Origin of the sequence: Actinoallomurus liliacearum (genome assembly GCF_039542035.1) — a bacterium.
Classification (GTDB): Bacteria; Actinomycetota; Actinomycetes; order Streptosporangiales; family Streptosporangiaceae; genus Actinoallomurus; species Actinoallomurus liliacearum.
Map to the genome: position 1 here is coordinate 268,315 of NZ_BAABHJ010000012.1, position 20,735 is coordinate 289,049.

Consider the following 20,735-nt stretch of genomic DNA (forward strand, 5'->3'; position numbering starts at 1 on the left):
ACGCCGTGCCCGGCCTCCGGGGCCGGGCGGACCGCAGCGCGCGGGCGGTCAGGAGCGGTGGGCCGGGAGCATCATGGCCCGGCGCACGGCGTCGGCGCTCTCCCCGGACCGGACACGGGTGGCCACGTAGCCGTCCGGGCGGATCAGGACGAGTTCGTCCTCGCCGACGCCGTAGATCTTGCGGGCGAGGCCGTCGGCGTCGACGACCGCGCCCGGACGGGCCGCCGTGGAGCCGGTGGTCACCCGGTAGGTGCGCAGCGGAACGCCCGAAGCGGCCGTGTTCCGGAACTTCGGATGCGCGTCGCCGAAGGACAGCAGCGTCCAGTGCGGGCCGCGCAGCAGGTCGAACAGCCGGATCCGGTCGCCCGTCGCGGCGTCCAGGCAGGTCGCGTCGGGCGCCCGGTCGCCGGCTCGTACACCGTCGGCGCGGTGCTGCGCGTGGTGGGAGAGCGGGCTGTCCGGGTAGGCGATGGTGAGGCCGGTGGTGAAGTCGCCGGTGAGACCTCGCTGGGCGGTCGAGCCGTCGCCGTCGGCGGCGGCGCTCATCACCGCGTGCAGGCGTGCGGTGCTGTCGCCCAGGACGGCCTGCGCGACGGGGCGCCGCTCCTGCTCGTAGGTGTCCAGCAGTGCGGCGTCGGCGCCATCGAGGACTGCCGCGAGCTTCCAGCCCAGGTTGTAGGCGTCCTGGATCCCGGTGTTCATGCCCTGCCCACCGGCGGGGGAGTGGATGTGCGCCGCGTCCCCGGCGAGGAAGACCCGGCCGACGCGGTATCGATCGGCCAGGCAGACGTTGATCTTGTAGAGCGAGAGCCAGTCCGCGTCCTGAAGCTCGACGTCCGGGACGCCCGCGCGTTCGGCGAAGATCCGGCGGAACAGCTCGAGCGATGGTGCGGCGGGCTCGGCCTCGTCGGCGGGGATCGACGCCTGGAACTGCCAGATGTCGGTGCCGGGCAACGGGAACAGGGACAGGATCCCGTGCTCGGGGCTCATCCACAGGTGCTGGCAGTGCCGGTCCAGGCCGTCGACGCGCACGTCCCCGAGGTGCCAGCGCTGGTCGGGGTAGGAGGTGCCCTCCAGCGCGACGCCGATCTCCTGGCGCACGGTGCTGCGGCCCCCGTCGCACCCCACGACGTATCGCGCGCGGATCTCGCCGGTGCCCGCCGCCGTCCGAACCTCTACGGTCACGCCGTCGTCGTCCTGCCGGAGCCCGGTCACGGCGGCCCCCCACTCCACCGTGCCGCCGAGGTCGGTCAGCCGGTCCCGGAGGATCGCCTCGAACCGCGGCTGGGAGAGCCAGACCGGAGCGTACGGGACGCCGGGCGCCGTCATGCCCACGGCGGCCTCCACGGCCTCGGAGACGACACGGTCGCGGTCGTAGTGGCGCGTGGGGACGTGGACGATTCCCTCCTCCAGGACGCGGTCGATGACGCCCAGGTCGTCCGCGACCTCGAGCGCGCGCGGCTGGATGGTCTTGGCCCGGGAGGCGGTGCTGGGCCGGTCCGCTCCGTCGATGACGCGGAATGATGTGCCCCGCCGGGCGAGGTCGCAGGCCAGGGTGAGGCCGGTGGGCCCGGCGCCGATGATCAGAACCTCGGTGGTGCTGTGCTCGTTCATGACACTCCCTGCCTAACTTAGGTATCCTTTTGATGGTTAAGCGGGACCCTGAGGGGGCTCGCGGCGATGAGAGAAAGATATACCTAAGTTAGGTATCTATCAAGGAGAGTGCGCATGACGGTCGAAAGCGACGCGTTGACCGGGCTGTTGCCTCGCATGACACGCCTCAGTGCCACGCTCAGCCGCGGACAGCTCTTCGAGCACGCCACCGCGGCCGCGGGGCTGGCACTCGACCGGCCCGCCGTGACCATCCTGCTCGTACTCCACATGGCCGACCGGCCCTTGCGCGTGGGGGAGATCGCGGCGCGCATGCAGGTCGTCGGTCCGCATGTCACGAGGCAGCTGCAGGGTCTCGAACGGGAAGGGCTCGTGGAGCGTTTGGCCGACCCCGACGATCAGAGGGCCCGCCTCATTACGCTTACGGAACCGGGCCGAGAGCGCATCAGCGGCTACCTGCGGGTGGTGAACGGCTGGTTCGCCGACGCCCTGTCCGACTGGTCCGACGAGGACCAACGGGACCTCGTCCGGCTGTTCGGCCGCATGGTCGACGACCTGTCGGCCCACCTTGACGCCGTCGTCGGCAAGGGGGGCGCCGCAGGGTGAGGCGGCGGTCTGGTAGAAATCCTTCGTTCTGATCACGGTTCGCGTAGCTTCTTGTCTGCGTGCGGAGCCTCTGAGATCGTTACGGCGACTTCACCCCGTAGCGCGGAGGCTGCCGATGAGCCTGCGAGGTCGTACCCTCGTCGCGGCGACCGTGGTCCTGGCCGGTCTTGGAACCGGACAGGCCCATGCCCAGCAACACGCCGGTCCTTCTCCCACCACCCGTCAGCAGGTCTACGCCCAGGCGGCGCAGACCTACCACGTCCCCGAGAACCTGCTGCTCGCCGTGTCGTACCTGGAGTCCCGCTGGGACGCGAACCAGGGACGGCCGAGCACGAGCGGGGGCTTCGGGCCGATGCACCTCGTCGACGGCACGCTCGTCCCGAGCGCCGAGCACCTCGCAGGCGGCCAGGAAGATCCGCGTGGTGACACCGCGCGCCCGGCCCTGCACCCCACGGCCCCGGCGGCCGCCGGGGCCACGCGGACCGCCCAGACGCTGCAGGAGGCGGCCCGGATCACCGGGGACTCGCCGAACGTGCTGCGCACCGACCCCGCCGCCAACATCCGGGGCGGCGCCGCGCTGCTCGCGCGTTACCAGCGGGACCTGGGCAGGTCGCTCAGCGCCGACCCGGCCGCCTGGTACGCGGCCACGGTCCGGTACGGCGGCGGCGACTGGTTCGCCGGTCAGGTCTACGACGTGATCCGTACGGGCGCGTCCCGGACCACCGACGACGGCCAGCGAGTCGCCCTGGCCGCCGACCCGGCCGTACGGACCCAGGCCAAGGCCGCCAACGACCCCGAGACCGAGTGCCCGAAGGACCTCGGCTGCGAGTGGATCCCGGCGCCGTACCAGCTCCTGGACCCGAACGACCAGACGAACTACGGCAACCACGACCTGGGTGACCGGCCGAAGAGCCAGAAGATCGACTACATCGTCATCCACGACACCGAGGGCTACTACCCCAACGACGTCCAGATGGTGCAGGACCCGACGTACCTGGGCTGGAACTACACCGTCCGGTCCGCCGACGGGCACGTGGCCCAGCACCTCAAGGCCAAGGACGTCGGCTGGCAGGCCGGCAACTGGTACATCAACTCCAAGTCCATCGGCATCGAGCACGAGGGCTTCCTGGCCCAGGGCGGCACCTGGTTCACCGAGGCGATGTACCGCAGCTCGTCCGAGCTGGTGCGCTACCTCGCCCGGAGGTTCCAGATCCCGCTGGACCGGGCGCACATCATCGGTCACGACAACGTTCCGGGGACCACCCCGAGCGGCGTGTCGGGCATGCACGAGGACCCCGGCCCGTACTGGGACTGGGCGCACTACTTCGACCTGCTGCACCGGCCGCTGCACGCGACCGCCGGCAAGAACTCCGGCGAGGTGATGATCCTCCCCGACTACGACAAGAACGTCGTGCCGTACACCGGCTGCGACAGCAAGAACCCGTCGGCGCTCTGCCCGCCGCACGGCGGCGGCTCGATCATGCTGCGCACCGCGCCCAGTGACGACGCGCCGCTGGTCAAGGACATCGGCAAGCACCCGACGACCGGCGGGACCGCGACGATGAGCGTGTACGACCACAGCGCCCGCGCGGCCACCGGCCAGAAGTACGCCGTGGCGGACCGGCAGGGCGACTGGACGGCGATCTGGTATCTCGGCCAGAAGGCGTGGTTCCACAACCCGGCGCAGCAGCGCACGGCCGTGGGCGTCCGCGGCCTGGTCGCCGTGGCCAAGCCGGGCGCGACGTCGGTCCCGGTCTACGGCCGCGCCTACCCGGAGCCGGAGGCCTACCCGGCCGGCGTGCCCGTCCAGACCATCACGCCCATGCAGTACACCTTCGCCGCGGGACAGGCGTACGCCGTCGTCGGCTCCGAGCGCGGGGAGTACTACTACGCGAAGAACTTCGACCGCTCGGGCTCGACGGTCGTCAGGGGCAAGCTGAAGTACTACGAGATCCAGTTCGGCCACCGGGTCTACTTCGTCAAGGCGGACGACGTCGACCTCAAGCCGGTCGGGTAACGGTCCTCAGGTCCGCGCCCACTTCGGGAGCCACGCATCGGGCCCCGAGGTGGGCGCGGCCGTCTCGGGCAGGTGGTCGCGCAGCGTTCCCAGCGCGGGGTGGCGATTGACCGAGTGCCACGCCAGCGACCACGGGTAGATGGGCGTCGGGCGGCGGATCGGAATCCGCCGCAGCTCGTGCCGCTGGGGCCACGCGATGCGCATCCGGGGGCCGATGAAGGTCGTCAGGGTCGCCGAGTCGGTGATGGTGTCGAGCAGGTGCTCCATCCCGAAGTCGGGCCCCGTCGCGTCGATGCCGATCCGGAAGTCCTCGGCCATCGCCTCGTAGTAGTCGCCCCACTCGGTGCCCACGACGATGCCGGGCACCCACACCCGGTACGCCGCGAGGTCGACCAGGCGGATCTCGCGGGCGATGGCGAGCGGGTGCCGGGGCCCCACCAGCAGTTCCAGCGGCTCGTCGTGGACGCGTCGATGGGAGATCACGGCCGGCAGGGCGCTCGCGTCGCGGACACAGCAGAACGCCGCGTCGATCGAGCCGTCGAGGAGCGCGTCGAAGGCCGCCTGCGCCCCGCCGAGATCGACGAGGTCGATCTCCACCTCGGGATGGCGCCGGTGAAAGTCCAGCACGAGATCGGCGGAGACCAGGCGCCGCCTGAGAACGTCGACGCGGAGGGCGCGCCGGTCCGGCTGGACGGACTCGACGGCGCCCCGCACCGCCAGGAGCACCGCCTTGGCGTGCGGCAGGAAGGCGCGGCCGTCCACGGTGAGCTCCGCTCCGTGCCCGCCCCGGGTGAACAGCGGCACGCCGAGGAACCGCTCCAGCGCGGCGATCCGCTTCGACACGGCCTGCTGGGTGACGCGAAGCTCGGCGGCCGCGTCCTGGAACCGGCCGTGTTCGGCGATGAGGACGAACGCCCGGACCGCTTCGATGTTCACCGAACGGAGCGTACAACCGCCGGTTCTGCCGACGCCCGCACGGTTGTTTGTGGCATGGCGGTCCGCGGGTGTTGGATCGCTGGCGGTCGGCGAGGGGCTGCGGCGAGGGGAGTACGGGATGGCACGGGGCGAGGGGCTGGGACGGGACTTCGCGTGGCTGTGGCGCGCCTTCGCGGTCAGCACGCTGGGCACATGGTTCGCGTTCGACGCCTTGCCCATCCTCGCCGTCCGGGTCGTCCACGCGAGCGCCGCGCAGGTGTCCCTCCTCGCCGCGGCCGGCGGAGCGGCCGCGGCGGCGCTCGCGGTCCCACTGGGGCCCTGGGTGGAGTACCGGCCGAAACGGCGGCTGATGATCCGGGCCGACCTGGTCCGTTTCCTCGCGCTCCTCACCGTGCCGATCGCGTACGCGACGGGAACGCTGTCCTACCTTCAGCTGGTGTGCGTGGCCGTGGTCGTCGCCGTGGCCGACATCGTCTTCACCGCGGCCGCCGGCGCGAACCTCAAGGCGCTGGTGCCCAGACGGGACCTGCTGGAGGCCAACCGCCGCTTCGAGACCGTCTCGTGGGTCTCGACGGCCATCGGTCCTCCGGCGGGCGGGGCGCTCATCGGAGTGCTCGGACCCGTCGTGACGGTCGTCCTCGACGCGGTCAGCTACCTGCTGTCGGCGCTGGGGATCCGCACCATCTCCAAGTCCGAGCCCGCGCCTCCCGCCCGGACGGGGAGCGGGTCGCGCCTGGCCGAGATCGGGGAGGGCTGGCGGGCGATCGCCGCCGACCGGGAACTGCGGCTGTTGTTCGCCAACAACGCGCTCGTCGGGGCGCTGATCATGGCGACGGCCCCGCTGCTGATGTACCTCATGCTGCACGACCTGAGGTTCAGCACGCTGGAGTACGGGCTCGCGTTCGGCGTGCCCTGCCTGGGCGGCATCCTGGGCGCCAGGCTGGCCGTGCCGCTGACCCGCCGGTACGGCCAGCGGAGGATCCTGCTCGGCTTCGGCGTCGCGAGGGCCGTCTGGCTCGTCGGACTCTCCTTCACCGGGCCGGGCACGGCCGGCCTCCTCGTCGTGATGGCGACGGAACTGGGGATCATCACGTGCATGGGGGTGTACAACCCCGTCATGGCCACGCGCCGTCTCGAACGGACCGCCGACGACAAGCTGGCCCGCGTCCTCACCACCTGGCGTGCCGGCTCCCGTACGGCCACCGCGGGGGCGACCGCCCTGTGGGGCGTTCTGGCCGGCCTGACGAGCGCCCGGACCGCCATCGCCACGGCGGGCGTCCTACTGATCGCGACCTCGTTGCTCCTGCCGTGGCGCGCGGGGGAGGAGCCTCCCGTCCAGGGCGCCGAGGGTCACGACCCGGCGGGTGTCGCGGGCGCGGCGCAGAGACAGCAGGCCTCGGCGAAGACGCGCACGGCCTCCCGGTAGTCGCCGGCCCGCCAGACGACGGCGAGCTCGCCGGGGGACAGGCCGCTGACCGGCCGGTAGACGATGTCGTCGCGGCGGTGGATCTCGGCGTTGCCCGCCGCGAGCAGCACGACGCCGAGACCGGACGCGACCGCCTCGAACGTCTCGTCGGCGGTCTCCACGGCCGCGGTGACCCGGGGCGGCGTCGCGCGGTGGTCCTCGGCTAGCCAGAACCCGCGCAGCGCCCCGGCCTCGGGCGGGAGGGCGATGAACGGCTCGTCGACGAGGTCCGCGAACGGCACGACCCGCAGCGCCGCCAGCCGGTGACCGGGCGGCAGCGCGACCCACCGGTCCTCCCGGGTGATCACCTTCCAGGCGAAGGCGTCCTCGGGCACCGGCAGCCACGCGACGGCGACGTCGACGCCGCCGTTCGCCAGTCCGGCCGTGGGGTCGGACCAGGCGACCTGGCGGAACCGCAGGCGCCACCCGGGCAGGAGGCGGGCCATCGTCGCCCGCACGGCGGGGATCAGCCCGCGGCCGATGCTCGTCTGGAAGCCCACCGTCAGGACGGCCTCCTGCGCGGACGCGGCGTCGGCCACCGTGTTCCGGGCCTGCTCCCACTCCTCGATGAGCCGCCGGGCATGGGGCAGCAGGGCGCTGCCCGCCGGGGTCAGCGCGACCGACCGCCGGTCCCGTACGAAGAGCGGAGTCCTGAGCTCCAGCTCCAGGCGGTGGATCTGCTTGCTCAGCGCCGGCTGGGAGATGAAGAGCCGCTCGGTCGCGGCCCGGGTGAAGCTGAGCTCCTCCGCGACGGCGACGAAGTACCGCAGATCCCGCAGGTGGACATCCATAGCCAGAGGTTATGACAGCAGGTCTTGGACGGCCGGGGGGATCCTCCGGAACCCTGGAGGCGAGGGCGCGGCCGTTGGGCCGCGTGGCGACACCGGGGGCACCGCCCCCTGTTCGAGCAGGAGTGACATGCGAGCCGTTGTTCATGATCCCGAGGCGCCGGCCGGCCTGAGCCTGAGGACCGTCCCGGACCCCGTCCCGCGCCGGGATCAGGCGCTGATCGAGGTCCGCGCCGCCTCGCTCAACTTCGTGGACGTCGGGTTCCTGGCCGACCGGGGCCGGCCGGGGAGCGTTCCGGGAATGGACGCCGCCGGGGTGGTGGCCGAGGCGGCGGCCGACGGCTCCGGCCCGCCGTCCGGCACCCGTGTCGCGAGCTTCGGCTGGGATGCGGGCGCCTGGGCCGAGCTGCGCGCCGCCGACACGGCGGACCTCGCCGTCGTCCCCGACGCCGTCGACCTCGGGGCCGCGAGCGCGCTCCCGGCCGCGGGCGTCACCGCGCTGCGGGCGCTGCGGGCGATCGGCCCGGTGGTCGGCCGCCGGGTGCTCGTCACCGGGGCGTCGGGCGGCGTCGGCCGGTTCGCCGTCCAGCTCGCCGCCCGCGCCGGCGCGTACGTCATCGCGGCCGTGGGCGGACCCGACCGCGCCGCGGGACTGCGCGAGCTCGGCGCCGATGAGGTCGTGACCGACCTGCGGGACGTCACCGCGCCGGTCTTCGGGGTGCTGGAGAACGTGGGCGGCGCGCTCCTCGCCGAGGCGTTCGGCCTGGTAGAGCCCGGCGGATGCGCGCAGAGCATCGGCATGGCCTCCCGCGAGCCGACGACCATCGACTTCGAACAGGAGCGTCTGGCCGGCGGGCGGAAGCGGCTGGAGCCCTTCAACGTCGGCCGGGAGGCGTTCGGCCCCGACCTCGCCTACCTGGTCGATCTCCTCGCCCAGGGTGCGCTCGACCCGCAGATCGGCTGGCGCGGCTCCTGGGACCGCGCTCGGGAGGCCGCCGAGGCGCTCCTCGCCCGTCGCGTCCGGGGCAAGGCCGTGCTCGACATCGGACCCGCGTAGCCGCGTCGACGGGTCGTCAGTGATCCTCGTCGTTCTTCTCGATGACCAGGTCGGCGATCTCCGCGAGCAGGGTGACCTGGCCGGGCGTGAGATGGTCCAGGAAGTAACGCCGGACGTCCTCCACGTGACGCGGTGCGGCGGCGGTGATCGCCGATCGGCCCGCGGGGGTGACGACCACGAACGCCCCACGCCGGTCGTCCGCGCATTCCTCGCGGGTGACCAGACCGCGCTTCACCATGCGGGCGAGGTGGTGCGACACTCTGCTCTTCTCCCATCCCAGGAGCTGAGCGAGCTCCTGGATGCGCAGCCGGCCGTCGGGCGCCCGGGTCAGCTCGGCCAGAACCGTGTAGTCGGTGGCGGACAGCCCGAATCCCTCCTGCATCGACCGGCCGGCCCGGTTGACCAGCAGATCGTGCATCCGCAACAGGCCGCGCCACGCTCGTTCCTCGGTCATCGTCAGCCAGCGGGTTTCTGCACTCATGGAGCCCACCGTACGGGGAAGTTGACGTGTCACGCACTGCTTCCGGGGTAGGCGTCCATCACCGGGCCCCGCGAGCGTCATGCGGGCCGCGGCGCGGGCCGGGCGGGCCGGATGTCGGCCGGCCCGGCCGCCGCGGTCAGACCTGGGCGGCGCCGCCGTCGACGTAGAGCTCGGTGCCGGTGACGAAGCTGCTCTCGGACGAGGCGAGGAAGACGGCGACGGAGGCGACCTCCTCCGGCCGGCCCATGCGCCCCAGGGGCACGGTGCTCGCCAGGTAGCCCCGAAGCTGCGCGGCCTGCTCATCGTCGGGGGCGAGCCCGTCGATGCCGGGAGTCTGGATCGGGCCCGGGGCGATGGTGTTGACGCGGATGCCGCGGCTCTTGAGCTCGTTGGCCCAGGTGCGGGCGAAGGACCGCACCGCCGCCTTGGAAGCGCCGTAGACGCCGAACGCCTCGCTGCCCGCCGTCGCCGCGATGGAGCCGGTCAGGATCACCGACGCGCCGTCGTTCAGCAGCGGCAGCGCCTTCTGGACGGTGAACAGCACACCCTTGACGTTCGTGTCGAACGTCGCGTCGAAGTGCTCCTCGGTGACCTGTTCGAGCGTCGCGAACTCACCGCCGCCGGCGTTGGCGAACAGGACGTCGATGCGCAGTCCCTGGTCGGCGATGGTCGCGTAGAGGCGGTCCAGGTCCGCCAGGTCGGCGCTGTCGGCCTGGACCGTGGTCACCGGCCCGCCGATGGCGGCGGCGGCCTCGTCCAGGGCCTCCTTGCGGCGCCCGGTGATGATGACGCGGGCGCCCTCCTGCGCGAACCGGCGGGCCGCGGCCAGTCCGATGCCGCTGGTGCCGCCCGTGACGACGACGGTCTTTCCGTCGAGCTGCCCCATGGTTCTCTCCTGTTCCGAAGTCGACCCGGTGCGGGTCGTTCAACTTTCAATTAACGTACGCGCGAATAGGTGACGTGTCAACTAACTCATCGCGCGGTGAACGGGCAGTTCGCACTGTTCAGTTCAAACTGGACAGTTTGGACTGAAGGTTCTAACGTGGTCGGCATGACAGAGATCGATTCGGTCGTCTCCGAATCGGCCGTCCGCGCGGCGCGCGAGGTCCGCGTGGTGGTCGGCCGCCTGCGCCGCCGGTTCAGGGAGACCTACGACACGGAGGGGCTCACTCCGTCCCAGACGTCCGTGCTGAGCAGGATCAGCAAAGAAGGGCCGGCGTCGACGAGCGACCTGGCCGCCGCCGAGCGCGTCCGGCCGCAGTCGATGGCCGCCACGCTGGCGGTGCTGGTGGAGCGCGGCCTGGTCCAGCGCCGGCCGGACCCGGGCGACGGCCGCCGGCAGTTGCTCTCGGTGAGCGAGGCCGGCCAGGTGTACCTGGAGGACAAGCGGCGCGCGGGCGAGGAGTGGCTGGCCCGTTCCCTCCAGGACCACTACACCGAGGACGAACGGCAGACCGTGATCGAGGCGCTGGCCCTGCTGGACCGGCTCACGCGCCAATGACCGAGCGAAGCGAGGGAATCGAAGGCACAGCCCTCACGGGTCGCCCCTCCGACGAAGGAGGATCCCCGAGCGATACGGAAGTCGACCGCTCGGGGAGCGCCGGTGGCGGGAGCGGCCCGCGCGACGCGTTCGACCGCAGGCTGCTCGCCCCGATGATCCTCGGGTCGATCCTCAACCCGGTCAACTCCTCGATCGTCTCGGTCGCGCTGGTGCCGATCGGCGCCGCGTTCGGGGCGCCGCCGTCCCAGACGGCCTGGCTGGTCTCCGCGCTCTATCTCGCCACCTCGATCGGGCAGCCCGTGGTCGGGCGGCTGATCGACCTGTACGGGCCGCGCCGGCTGTTCCTCGCCGGCACCACCCTGGTCGGGGTCGCCGGACTGGTCGGCGTCCTCGCCCCGAACCTGGGCGTGCTCGTGGTCGCGCGGGTGCTGCTCGGGTTCGGGACCTGCGCGGGCTACCCCGCCGCGATGTACCTCATCCGCAGCGAGGCCGAACGCACCGGCAGGGGAAGCCCCGCCGGCGTACTGACCGTGATCGCGGTCAGCACCCAGACCATCGCCGTCGTCGGCCCCACCCTGGGCGGGCTGCTGATCGCGGTGGGCGGCTGGCGGGCGACCCTCGCCGTCAACATCCCGCTCGCGGCGGCCGGTCTGATCATGGGCATGTGGCGCCTGCCGAGGACACCCCTGCCCGAGCGGACCGGGCAAGGGCGGCCGATGGCGAGGCTGGACCTGTCGGGCATGGTCCTGTTCGCCGCGACGCTCGTCGCGCTGCTGCTGTTCCTGATGAGCCCGAAAGCCGGTCACTGGTACCTCCCGGCGCTCGCCGTCGCGGCGGCGGCCGGGTTCGCGTTCCGGGAGTCGCGCGCGGCCGAGCCGTTCATCGATCTCGGGGTGCTGGGGGGTAACGTTCCCCTGCTGCTGACCTACCTCCGCGCGCTCCTCGCCTACGTCGTGTCGTACTCCTTCCTGTACGGCTACACGCAGTGGCTGGAGGACGGACGCGGGCTGTCCGCCTCGCAGGCCGGGCTCGCGCTGTTGCCGATGTTCCTGACCGGCATCGTCGTCTCCTCCCTGACCGGACGCCACAAGGAGATCCGCGGCAAGCTCCTCGTGGGCGCGGCCGGCCAGGTCGCCGCCTGCGCCCTGCTCCTGCCGCTCCACCGGGGCAGCGCGGTGTGGCTGCTCGTCGCCGTCGCGATCGTCTGCGGCGTCCCGCAGGGGCTGAACAGCCTCGCCCTGCAGAACTCGGTGTACTACCAGGCCGACCCGGCGCGGATCGGCTCGTCCGCCGGGCTGCTGCGCACCTTCATGTACCTCGGCGCGATGGTCTCCTCCGCCGCCTCCGGCGCCTTCTTCTCCCGCCGCGCCGACACGGGCGGGCTGCACCATCTGGCCTGGTTCATGCTCGCGGTCGGGGGCGTGTTCCTCCTGATCACCGTGCTCGACCGCTCGCTGCGCAGGGCCGGTACCGACAAGGACGACCTCTCACCTCGGTCCGGCGTCAGCCAGACCTGATCTCGGAACTGGAAACGGAAAAGACACCATGAAGAACGCCGCCCTGCTCGTGATGGACGTCCAGCACGGCATCGTGAGCCGCGTGCCGGACGCCGACTACCTGCCGCGCCTCACCCGCGCGCTCGACGCGGCCCGTACCGCCGGCGTCCCCGTCATGCACGTCGTCATCGGCTTCCGCTCCGGACACCCGGAGACGACCGACCGCAACAAGGCGTTCGGGGCCCTGCCGCCGGGAGCCTTCACCGCGGAGGACCCCGGCGCGGCCATCCACCCCGACGTCGAGCCGCGACCGGAGGAGGTCGTGATCACCAAGAGGCGGGTCAGCGCCTTCGCCGGCAGCGACCTCGAGCTCGTCCTGCGCGCCCGCGGGATCGACCACCTGATCCTCACCGGGATCGCCACCAGCGGCGTCGTCCTGTCCACCCTCCGCCAGGCCGCCGACCTCGACTACCGGCTCACGGTCCTGGCGGACGGCTGCGTCGACCCGGACCCCGAGGTCCACCGGGTCCTCACCGAGAAGGTGTTCCCCCGGCAGGCGGACGTGGTCACCGTGGACGAGTGGGCGTCGGCCCTGGCGTGAACCGCGGTCCCGGCCGTCGGACGCGTCGATGGCGCGTCCGACGGCCGGGTTCCGGCGGGCGCGGTCACGGTGGGCGAACCACCGCATTCATCTCGTATACTGAGACATACCGTCCAGGGATTTGACGCGGGCCGGGAAACCCACCATGGTTGACACCATGAACCGCAACCTGATTCTCGTACTTGGTCGGCGCGCAAGCTGACCGAGTAGATCGCTTGCGCGCTCCCCTCGACCGCCATCCGGCGCGAGGGGTTTTTTGTTGGCCATAACCCCGGCCCCGCGCACCGCGTCCCGGACGGCACCGTCCGCACGGCACGCCAGGGGCAGAGCCCAGCGCTCAAGACCACCAAGGATGAAGCAGATGACCGAACGGATGACCGGATCCCAGGCGCTCATCAGAGCCCTGGAGGAGGTCGGCGTCGACACCGTCTTCGGGATCCCCGGCGGGGCCATCCTCCCCGCGTACGACCCCCTCTTCGACTCGCAGAAGATCCGCCACATCCTTGTACGGCACGAGCAGGGCGCCGGGCACGCCGCTCAGGGGTACGCGCAGGCGACCGGCAAGGTGGGCGTGTGCATGGCGACCAGCGGTCCCGGGGCGACGAACCTCGTGACGCCGATCGCCGACGCGTACATGGACTCGGTGCCGATCGTCGCGATCACCGGCCAGGTCGCGAGCGGCGCGATCGGCACGGACGCCTTCCAGGAGGCGGACATCTCCGGCATCACGATGCCGATCACCAAGCACAACTTCCTCGTCACCGACCCGGCCGAGATCGGCCGGACGATCGCCGAGGCCTTCCACATCGCCTCGACCGGCCGCCCGGGTCCCGTCCTCGTCGACATCTCCAAGGACGCGCTGCAGAACGAGGTCGACTTCGTCTGGCCGCAGCCGATGCAGCTGCCCGGCTACCGGCCGGTGACGCGGCCGCACGCCAAGCAGGTGCGGGAGGCCGCCCGCCTGCTGATCGAGGCGAAGCGACCCGTGCTGTACGTCGGCGGCGGGGTCCTGAAGGCGCGGGCCGCCGCGGAGCTGCGCGCCCTCGCCGAGCTGACCGGCGCGCCGGTGGTGACCACACTGATGGCCAAGGGCGCGCTGCCCGACAGCCACCCGCTGCACATGGGCATGCCCGGCATGCACGGCAGCGTCGGCGCGGTGGGCGCCCTGCAGCGCTCGGACCTGCTGATCGCGCTGGGCGCGCGGTTCGACGACCGGGTCACCGGCAACCTGGACAGCTTCGCCACCGGCGCGAAGATCGTGCACGCCGACATCGACCCGGCCGAGATCTCCAAGAACCGCCACGCCGACGTGCCGATCGTCGGGGACGCCCGTGACGTCCTCACCGACCTGGTCAACGCCGTGCGCGCCGAGCACGCCGCGGGCCGCAAGGGCGATTACGAGGACTGGTGGCGCCAGCTCAACGCCTGGCGCGACACCTATCCGCTGGGCTACGACCAGCCGGAGGACGGCAGCCTCGCCCCGCAGTACGCCATCGAGCGCATCGGCAAGGTCGTCGGCCCGGACGCGCTGTACATCGCCGGGGTCGGCCAGCACCAGATGTGGACCGCGCAGTTCATCGGCTACGAGAACCCGGGGTCGTTCATCAACTCCGGCGGCCTCGGCACGATGGGCTTCGCCGTGCCGGCCGCGATGGGCGCCAAGCAGGGCCGGCCCGAGACGCCGGTCTGGGCCATCGACGGCGACGGCTGCTTCCAGATGACCAACCAGGAGCTGGCCACCTGCGCCATCGAGGGCATCCCGATCAAGGTGGCGATCATCAACAACGGCAACCTCGGCATGGTCCGGCAGTGGCAGACCCTGTTCTACGACGGGCGCTACTCCAACACCGACCTGCAGTCCCGCCGGATCCCCGACTTCGTCAAGCTCGCGGAGGCGTACGGCTGCGTCGGGCTGCGCTGCGACAACCCCGCCGACGTGGACGCCACGATCGCCAAGGCCATGGAGATCAACGACGTCCCGGTCGTCATCGACTTCGTGGTCCACCAGGACGCGATGGTCTGGCCGATGGTGGCGGCCGGCACCGGCAACGACGAGATCAAGATCGCCCGGGACATGGCGCCCGACTGGGAGAACGGTGACTGACTGAGATGAGCAGGCACACGCTTTCGGTGCTGGTCGAGAACAAGCCCGGCATCCTCGCCAGGGTCGCCGCGCTGTTCTCCCGGCGTGGATTCAACATCGACTCCCTCGCCGTCGGCACGACCGAGCATCCGGACATCTCCCGGATGACGATCGTCGTCAACGTCGAGGAGCTCCCACTGGAGCAGGTCACCAAGCAGCTGAACAAGCTGGTCAACGTCATCAAGATCGTCGAGCTGGACTCCTCGGCCTCGGTGCAGCGCGAGCTGGTGCTGATAAAGGTCCGCGCCGACGCCGAGACCCGCTCGCAGGTCCTGGAGACCGTCCAGCTCTTCCGCGCGAAGGTCGTCGACGTGGCCACGGACGCGGTCACGGTCGAGGCCACGGGAAGCAGGGACAAACTGGAGGCCCTGATCAGGGTCCTGGAGCCCTTCGGTATCAAGGAACTGGTGCAGTCGGGCATGGTGGCCATCGGCCGTGGCGCCCGCTCCATCACCGACCGCTCGTTGCGCGCCATCGAGCGCAGCGCGTGAATTTCAGAGAGGCAAAGGCAAGTGGCTGAGATCTTCTACGACAACGACGCCGACCTGAGCGTCATCCAGGACCGCCACGTCGCGGTGCTCGGGTACGGCAGCCAGGGACACGCGCACGCGCTGTCGCTCCGCGACTCCGGTGTGGACGTCCGCGTCGGCCTGCCGAAGGACTCCAAGAGCCGGGAGAAGGCCGAGAACGACGGCCTGCGCGTCGTCACGCCCGAGGAGGCCTGTGAGGAGGCCGACCTCACGATGGTGCTGATCCCGGACCACCTGCAGCGGCAGGTGTACGCCGACGCGATCGCGCCGTCGCTCGTCGAGGGCGACGCCCTCTTCTTCGGGCACGGCCTGAACATCCGCTACGGCCTCATCGAGCCGCCGGAGGGCGTCGACGTGGCCATGGTCGCGCCCAAGGGCCCGGGCCACCTCGTGCGCCGCCAGTACACCGAGGGCCGCGGCGTGCCGGTGCTCGTCGCCGTCGAGCGCGACGCCAGCGGCAACGCCTGGCCGCTCACCCTCTCCTACGCGAAGGCCATCGGCGGCACCCGGCCGGGCGCGCTGAAGACGACCTTCACCGAGGAGACCGAGACCGACCTGTTCGGCGAGCAGGCCGTGCTCTGCGGCGGCGTGTCCGAGCTCATCAAGGCGGGCTTCCAGACCCTCGTCGAGGCCGGGTACCAGCCCGAGGCCGCCTACTTCGAGTGCCTGCACGAGATGAAGCTGATCGTCGACCTCATGTACGAGGGCGGCCTGTCCAAGATGCGCTGGTCGATCTCGGACACCGCGGAGTTCGGTGACTACACCCGCGGCCCGCGCATCATCACCGACCAGACCCGCGAGGAGATGCGCAAGATCCTCAAGGAGATCCAGGACGGCACCTTCACCCGGGAGCTCGTGGAGGAGTTCGACGCCGGCCGGCCGAACTTCCTCAAGCGCCGCGAGGAGGAGCAGAACTCCCCGATCGAGCAGACCGGCGCCAAGCTCCGCCCGATGATGTCCTGGATCCAGGACTGAGCTGCAGGACTGAGCTCGCGGCCTGAGCCTCGACGGCCGATCCTCGCCCCGGCGCGTGCTTCCGCACGCGCCGGGGCGACGTCGTTCGAGGGGTTCGAAACTCGGCAACCGCCGGAGCCTCGCGGGTGGTCAATAGCACTTTGTAAGTCAGTGCTACGAATGCCGATTCAGGACGCGCCTCAACGTGATTCCGGCGCAGACCGGTGGCGGGAAGGAGGATACTGAGGGCGGCGAAATGGGCGGTTTCGACTCCGGTGGCATGGTTGCCCGGAGCCGTGCCGTGAGGCGCGAGAGCGGGACGGGCTCATGCGTAAGACATCTTTAGGATCTCCCAAGACCGAACTTCACGTACGCCGGGCCGACATCGACCCGACCGACTTCATTCCCCTCCTTGCCACCGACTTCGGCGGCATCTACCAGGTCTACCTCGCAGCCTCGGACGAGCGGCTGAAGATGCTCCGGTTCGCGATGAGCCTGCTGGCCGCGCCGTTCGCCGCGGTCGTCGCACTGGCGAGCGCCAAGGTCCTCGACCCGGCCGCGCTGACGTCCTGGCATCGCATCCCGCCGTACGTCTTCGCACTCACGGCGATCTTCGGGGCGATGGGCGTCCTGCCGTACCTCCGCCTGATCGAGGCGACGTCCCGGCACCTGCGCACGGCGCGCGCGGTCAACAACTTCCGGCTGCTGTACGTCGAGGAGCTCCGCGACCACTTCAGCCAGGTCGGCTGGGCGCCTAACCTGCCGGTGGACCCCGCCTACCCGGAGGCGTTCGCGCCGACGTCGAGCTCCGGCCTCACCGCCATCGGGCTCGCGGTCGTCGACGCGGCGTACATCTCGATCGGGCTGCTCGGACTGTCGGGCGCGCGGCCGACCGCGATCGTCGTGACGATCTGGATCGCGGTCACCGCCACGCTGCTGTTCCTCATCTACCACGTCCGTCTCGGCGCGGCCCGGCGGCGCCAGGGCCCGGCCAACCCGTACGGCTTCCCGTCGGTGGAGTCCTGAGGTGGAACGCTGGCACACGTGCGGAGAGGCGTGGATCGGCCTCATGCGGCACGTCTGGACGACGGGGGTGGCCGACCTCGACGACCGCGGCCCGGTCATCGAGGCGCCACCCCGGCTGTTCGAGATAGCGACGCTCGGCTGGGACGATCCGATCGTCCGCGCGTACGGCGACACGGAGGCCGTCGCCCGCTACACGGCGAAGTTCACCAGAACGGACGTCGTGCCGCCGTTCAAGTACAGCTACGGCGCGCGGCTGCGCGACGCGCTCGGCGTCGACCAGATCGACTGGGTGATCGAGCTGCTGCGGTCCCGTCCGTGGACGAAGAGCGGATGGATCTCCCTGACGGTCCCCGGCGAGCGGCAGGACGCCGTGCCGTGCCTCGCCGCCCTGGCGTTCCGCGTGCGGTCCTCGCGCGTCTCGATGACCGCGACGTTCCGCTCGCAGAACGCCTACACGAGCTACCTGAACTACCTGCCGCTGCGCGCGGTGCAGCTCGAAGTGGCCGGGGCGGTCGGCCTTCCCGCGGGGACGATGCGGGTCTTCGTCGACGTGCCGCACGTGTACATCGCCGACACCGGCGCGGTCACCGCCGTCCTGGCCCGTACCGCGATGCGCAGCGTGGCCTGACCGCGCCGCCGACGGGACCCCGTGCGCGGCCCCGCGGCCTGCTCCCGGCGAGCGATCGGTCAGCGCCGGACGACGTCGGCGTTCATCTCGGCGAGGAACTCCTCGCTCTCGGCGTCGGCGACGTGGGCGAACACGGGAACGTCGCTGCTCGGCAGCTTCTCCATGATCGCCTGCAGCAGCTCGTTGGCCAGCTGCGGGTCGGCGCCCTCGGAGAGCACGACGTGCAGCATGATGCCCTCCACGCCGCTCGGCATCCGGACGTCGGAGATCCAGACCCGCTCGACCGCGGGGTAGTCCGCCAGCCGCTCGGCGACGCCCGTCTTCAGGGGCGCGACCAGCTCGTGCTCGCTGGCGCGGAACGCCACCTCGACGTCCTCGTCGACGCCCATGCCCTGGGTGACGAGGTAGCCCTGGATGTCGCTGAACGGGATGAGCGCGGCGTCGTCGCTCTCCGGGTCGATCACCATCGCCTGGACCTCGCCGCTGCGGGCGATCTCCAGCAGCAGGGCCGCGTCGGCGTGCTGGAACTCCTCACTGTCGGACTTCTCGCTGTACGCCTCCGGGCGGGTGAAGGCGGCGAGCGCGACGCTCTCGTCCTCGAGCTGCCCCACCAGGACCGAGCCGTCGGGGTTCGTCACGATGAGGACCCCGCCGTCGACGAGCGAGCGCAGGATCTCCTCAGGTTCACCGCGCTGAGCGAGCACGTCGGCCAGCTTCGGGTTTCCATTAGCCATACGCCCGACACTAGTGCGTGGGGGGTACCCCATGGGCCGATCCTGGCCACGGGACCAGGTATTGGCCCGATCCCACTGGCGTGTTCACCGCCTGTAATTACCATCGTGTAGGGCGAGGTCACGCCGCGCGCGCTCCGGCGGACGCATGCCCCCACGCCGTGCAGCCACACGTAGGGGGTCGTGCCGTGACCGAGCGGGCACAGCACCGTGGTCATGAGGCCGACGAAGGAGGTCTCATGACAAGACCGGTGGTCCTCATCGCCGAACAGCTCTCGCCCGCGGGTCTGGCGCTGCTGGAGCCGGACTTCGAGATCCGCCACGTCGACGGCGCCGACCGCGGCGCGCTGCTCGCCGCGGTGGCGGACGCGGACGCGCTGATCGTCCGCAGCGCGACGACGGTCGACGCGCCGGTGTTCGCCGCCGCGCCCCGGCTCCGCGTCGTCGCCCGCGCAGGGGTCGGCCTCGACAACGTCGACGTCGAGGCGGCGACCAGGGCCGGCGTCATGGTCGTGAACGCGCCGACCTCCAACATCGTGACCGCCGCCGAGCACGCGATCGCGCTGCTGCTGGCCACCGCCCGGAACGTCCCGCAGGCCCACTCCTCGCTGAAGCGCGGCGAGTGGCGGCGCGCCGCCTACACCGGCGTCGAACTGCAGGACAAGACGCTCGGCGTGCTCGGGCTGGGCCGCATCGGCGTGCTCGTCGCGCAGCGGCTCGCCGCGTTCGGCATGCAGGTGATCGCCTACGACCCGTACGTCCAGGCGGCCCAGGCGGCGCAGTTCGGCGCGCGGCTCGTCCCGCTCGACGAACTGCTGCGCGCCAGCGACTTCATCACCGTGCACCTGCCGAAGACCCCCGAGACGCTGGGCCTGCTCGGCGACCGGGAGCTGCGGCTGGTCAAGCCGTCGGTGCGGATCGTCAACGCCGCGCGCGGGGGCATCATCGACGAGGACGCCCTCGACCTCGCGCTGAAGGAGGGGCGTGTCGCGGGCGCGGGCCTCGACGTGTTCGGCACCGAGCCGTGCACGGACAGCCCCCTCTTCCAGCACGACAACCTCGTGGTCACCCCGCACCTGGGGGCGAGCACGCACGAGGCGCAGGAGAAGGCCGGCACGCAGGTGGCGCGGTCGGTCCGGCTGGCGCTCGCCGGCGAGTTCGTGCCGGACGCGGTGAACGTACGCGGCGGCGTCGTCGCGGAGGACGTCAAGCCGGCGCTGCCGCTCGCGGAGAAGCTCGGGCGGATCTTCACCGCGCTCGCCGGCGGGCTGCCCGTGCGCGTCGAGGTCGACGTACGCGGGGAGATCACCGCCCATGACGTGAAGGTGCTGGAGCTGGCCGCGCTGAAGGGCGCGTTCACCGACGTCGTCGAGGAGGCGGTGACGTACGTCAACGCGCCCCTCCTGTCCCGCGCCCGCGGCGTCGAGGTGACGCTGACCACCAGCGCGGACAGCCCGGACTGGCGCAACCTCCTGGCGGTCCGCGGCACGATGCCCGACGGCGCGGTCGTCTCGGTGTCCGGCACGCTGACCGGGCCGCGGCACGTGGAGCGGATCGTCGAGGTCAACGGCTACGCCATGGAGATCGCCCCGGCGGCGCACATGGGCTTCTTCACCTACACCGACCGGCCCGGGATGGTCGGCGTGGTGGGCCGCCTGCTCGGCGACGCGGGCGTCAACATCGCCGGGATGCAGGTGGGCCGGCACGAGAAGGGCGGCCGGGCGCTGATCGCGCTGACCGTCGACTCCGCGCTGGCCCCCGAGCTCGTCGACGCGATCGCCGAGGAGATCGGCGCCGACCAGGGCCGCCGGGTCGATCTTTAGAAGGGAGATCCATCGTCAGGGGAGGGGCGGAAGAGTCTGCAGGTGGCAGGGGATCGCCCGGCAACGTGTCTTGAGATGTGAGATTCCTGGCCGCGACCCGAGACAGGGCGGGGCGCAGCGGGTAGCGTCGAGAAGGTCATGCGGCGCTGCGTACTCATCATTCGCTGCCGCGGCGGGGCCTGATCTTCGGGCAGGCCGGCGACCCGCCGCGGAGTTCGCCGCTGGCCGTGAGTCCCACCTGATCCGTTCGCCCTGATGACCATCTTCACGGAGACGAATCCCATGGACGCCACTTCCGCCTGGACCCCCGCCGACGACGCCGCCGAAGAGGCGGCCAGAGC

The 20,735-nt window shown here is 71.4% G+C and carries 19 protein-coding genes; 13 read left to right on the forward strand and 6 right to left on the reverse strand.

The features are described 5' to 3' along the window. Positions 1-48: 48 nt before the first annotated feature. Entirely contained in the window at positions 49-1,614 is a 1,566-nt protein-coding gene (locus tag ABD978_RS21780) for an FAD-dependent monooxygenase (RefSeq protein WP_345357331.1), read from the reverse strand. 114 nt (positions 1,615-1,728) lie between these two features. Between ABD978_RS21780 and ABD978_RS21785 the strand changes: the two genes are divergently transcribed. Further along, on the forward strand, positions 1,729-2,217 hold the full coding sequence (locus ABD978_RS21785) for a MarR family winged helix-turn-helix transcriptional regulator (protein WP_345357334.1): 489 nt from the start codon (positions 1,729-1,731) through the stop codon (positions 2,215-2,217). 115 nt (positions 2,218-2,332) lie between these two features. Further along, positions 2,333-4,234 carry an N-acetylmuramoyl-L-alanine amidase gene (locus ABD978_RS21790; RefSeq protein WP_345357337.1) on the forward strand — a complete coding sequence of 634 codons (1,902 nt, stop codon included), beginning with the start codon at positions 2,333-2,335 and terminating at the stop codon, positions 4,232-4,234. 6 nt (positions 4,235-4,240) lie between these two features. Here ABD978_RS21790 and ABD978_RS21795 read toward each other — a convergent pair whose 3' ends face one another. Further along, the gene (locus tag ABD978_RS21795) at positions 4,241-5,170 is read right to left on the reverse strand and encodes a LysR family transcriptional regulator (RefSeq protein WP_345357340.1); all 930 of its coding nucleotides are present in this window, start codon (positions 5,168-5,170) and stop codon (positions 4,241-4,243) included. 118 nt (positions 5,171-5,288) lie between these two features. Here ABD978_RS21795 and ABD978_RS21800 point away from each other — a divergent pair, with 118 nt between their 5' ends. Continuing rightward, positions 5,289-6,596, forward strand: coding sequence for an MFS transporter (locus tag ABD978_RS21800; protein ID WP_345357343.1), 1,308 nt, complete (start codon positions 5,289-5,291; stop codon positions 6,594-6,596). Here ABD978_RS21800 and ABD978_RS21805 read toward each other — a convergent pair. Continuing rightward, entirely contained in the window at positions 6,521-7,426 is a 906-nt protein-coding gene (locus tag ABD978_RS21805; protein WP_345357346.1) for a LysR family transcriptional regulator, read from the reverse strand. The two genes, ABD978_RS21800 and ABD978_RS21805, sit on opposite strands and share 76 nt — an antisense overlap. Positions 7,427-7,553: 127 nt before the next feature. Between ABD978_RS21805 and ABD978_RS21810 the strand changes: the two genes are divergently transcribed. Next, positions 7,554-8,480: a zinc-binding dehydrogenase gene (locus ABD978_RS21810; protein ID WP_345357349.1), complete on the forward strand. Its 927-nt coding sequence runs from the start codon at positions 7,554-7,556 to the stop codon at positions 8,478-8,480. A 16-nt stretch (positions 8,481-8,496) separates the two neighbouring features. On the opposite strand, the gene ABD978_RS21815 is transcribed toward ABD978_RS21810, so the two are convergent. After that, complete coding sequence (locus tag ABD978_RS21815; protein WP_345357352.1) at positions 8,497-8,961, reverse strand: MarR family winged helix-turn-helix transcriptional regulator; 465 nt, start codon at positions 8,959-8,961, stop codon at positions 8,497-8,499. A 136-nt stretch (positions 8,962-9,097) separates the two neighbouring features. Next, positions 9,098-9,847, reverse strand: a complete 750-nt coding sequence (locus tag ABD978_RS21820; RefSeq protein ID WP_345357355.1) for a glucose 1-dehydrogenase — start codon at positions 9,845-9,847, stop codon at positions 9,098-9,100. Positions 9,848-10,012: 165 nt separating this feature from the next. On the opposite strand from ABD978_RS21820, the gene ABD978_RS21825 reads away from it, so the two are divergent. From ABD978_RS21825 to ABD978_RS21860, 8 genes are all read left to right on the forward strand, one after another. Next, positions 10,013-10,462: a MarR family winged helix-turn-helix transcriptional regulator gene (locus tag ABD978_RS21825; protein WP_345357358.1), complete on the forward strand. Its 450-nt coding sequence runs from the start codon at positions 10,013-10,015 to the stop codon at positions 10,460-10,462. 152 nt (positions 10,463-10,614) lie between these two features. Further along, a complete protein-coding gene (locus ABD978_RS21830) occupies positions 10,615-11,979 on the forward strand; it encodes an MFS transporter (protein ID WP_345357361.1) in 1,365 nt (454 codons plus the stop codon). Positions 11,980-12,007: 28 nt separating this feature from the next. Further along, positions 12,008-12,559, forward strand: a complete 552-nt coding sequence (locus ABD978_RS21835) for a cysteine hydrolase family protein (RefSeq protein ID WP_345357364.1) — start codon at positions 12,008-12,010, stop codon at positions 12,557-12,559. A 259-nt stretch (positions 12,560-12,818) separates the two neighbouring features. Beyond that, entirely contained in the window at positions 12,819-14,663 is a 1,845-nt protein-coding gene (locus ABD978_RS21840) for an acetolactate synthase large subunit (protein WP_345357367.1), read from the forward strand. Positions 14,664-14,668: 5 nt separating this feature from the next. Beyond that, complete coding sequence (ilvN, locus tag ABD978_RS21845; protein ID WP_345357370.1) at positions 14,669-15,193, forward strand: acetolactate synthase small subunit; 525 nt, start codon at positions 14,669-14,671, stop codon at positions 15,191-15,193. Between the two features lie 30 nt (positions 15,194-15,223). Continuing rightward, positions 15,224-16,207: a ketol-acid reductoisomerase gene (gene ilvC / locus ABD978_RS21850; RefSeq protein WP_345357520.1), complete on the forward strand. Its 984-nt coding sequence runs from the start codon at positions 15,224-15,226 to the stop codon at positions 16,205-16,207. Between the two features lie 306 nt (positions 16,208-16,513). Beyond that, a complete protein-coding gene (locus tag ABD978_RS21855) occupies positions 16,514-17,212 on the forward strand; it encodes a hypothetical protein (protein ID WP_345357373.1) in 699 nt (232 codons plus the stop codon). 1 nt (position 17,213) lies between these two features. Further along, on the forward strand, positions 17,214-17,840 hold the full coding sequence (locus ABD978_RS21860; RefSeq protein ID WP_345357376.1) for a thymidylate synthase: 627 nt from the start codon (positions 17,214-17,216) through the stop codon (positions 17,838-17,840). 59 nt (positions 17,841-17,899) lie between these two features. On the opposite strand, the gene ABD978_RS21865 is transcribed toward ABD978_RS21860, so the two are convergent. Beyond that, complete coding sequence (locus tag ABD978_RS21865) at positions 17,900-18,574, reverse strand: hypothetical protein (RefSeq protein WP_345357379.1); 675 nt, start codon at positions 18,572-18,574, stop codon at positions 17,900-17,902. Positions 18,575-18,810: 236 nt separating this feature from the next. Here ABD978_RS21865 and serA point away from each other — a divergent pair, with 236 nt between their 5' ends. Further along, on the forward strand, positions 18,811-20,394 hold the full coding sequence (gene serA, locus ABD978_RS21870) for a phosphoglycerate dehydrogenase (RefSeq protein WP_345357382.1): 1,584 nt from the start codon (positions 18,811-18,813) through the stop codon (positions 20,392-20,394). The last annotated feature ends 341 nt before the right edge of the window (positions 20,395-20,735 follow it).

Coding starts and splice junctions, on each gene's coding strand:
- ABD978_RS21780 (WP_345357331.1), bottom strand. CDS start 1,614: ATGAACGAGCACAGCACCACCGAGGTTCTGATCATCGGCGCCGGGCCC.
- ABD978_RS21785 (WP_345357334.1), top strand. CDS start 1,729: ATGACGGTCGAAAGCGACGCGTTGACCGGGCTGTTGCCTCGCATGACA.
- ABD978_RS21790 (WP_345357337.1), top strand. CDS start 2,333: ATGAGCCTGCGAGGTCGTACCCTCGTCGCGGCGACCGTGGTCCTGGCC.
- ABD978_RS21800 (WP_345357343.1), top strand. CDS start 5,289: ATGGCACGGGGCGAGGGGCTGGGACGGGACTTCGCGTGGCTGTGGCGC.
- ABD978_RS21805 (WP_345357346.1), bottom strand. CDS start 7,426: ATGGATGTCCACCTGCGGGATCTGCGGTACTTCGTCGCCGTCGCGGAG.
- ABD978_RS21810 (WP_345357349.1), top strand. CDS start 7,554: ATGCGAGCCGTTGTTCATGATCCCGAGGCGCCGGCCGGCCTGAGCCTG.
- ABD978_RS21815 (WP_345357352.1), bottom strand. CDS start 8,961: ATGAGTGCAGAAACCCGCTGGCTGACGATGACCGAGGAACGAGCGTGG.
- ABD978_RS21820 (WP_345357355.1), bottom strand. CDS start 9,847: ATGGGGCAGCTCGACGGAAAGACCGTCGTCGTCACGGGCGGCACCAGC.
- ABD978_RS21825 (WP_345357358.1), top strand. CDS start 10,013: ATGACAGAGATCGATTCGGTCGTCTCCGAATCGGCCGTCCGCGCGGCG.
- ABD978_RS21830 (WP_345357361.1), top strand. CDS start 10,615: ATGATCCTCGGGTCGATCCTCAACCCGGTCAACTCCTCGATCGTCTCG.
- ABD978_RS21835 (WP_345357364.1), top strand. CDS start 12,008: ATGAAGAACGCCGCCCTGCTCGTGATGGACGTCCAGCACGGCATCGTG.
- ilvN (WP_345357370.1), top strand. CDS start 14,669: ATGAGCAGGCACACGCTTTCGGTGCTGGTCGAGAACAAGCCCGGCATC.
- ABD978_RS21855 (WP_345357373.1), top strand. CDS start 16,514: ATGCGTAAGACATCTTTAGGATCTCCCAAGACCGAACTTCACGTACGC.
- ABD978_RS21865 (WP_345357379.1), bottom strand. CDS start 18,574: ATGGCTAATGGAAACCCGAAGCTGGCCGACGTGCTCGCTCAGCGCGGT.
- serA (WP_345357382.1), top strand. CDS start 18,811: ATGACAAGACCGGTGGTCCTCATCGCCGAACAGCTCTCGCCCGCGGGT.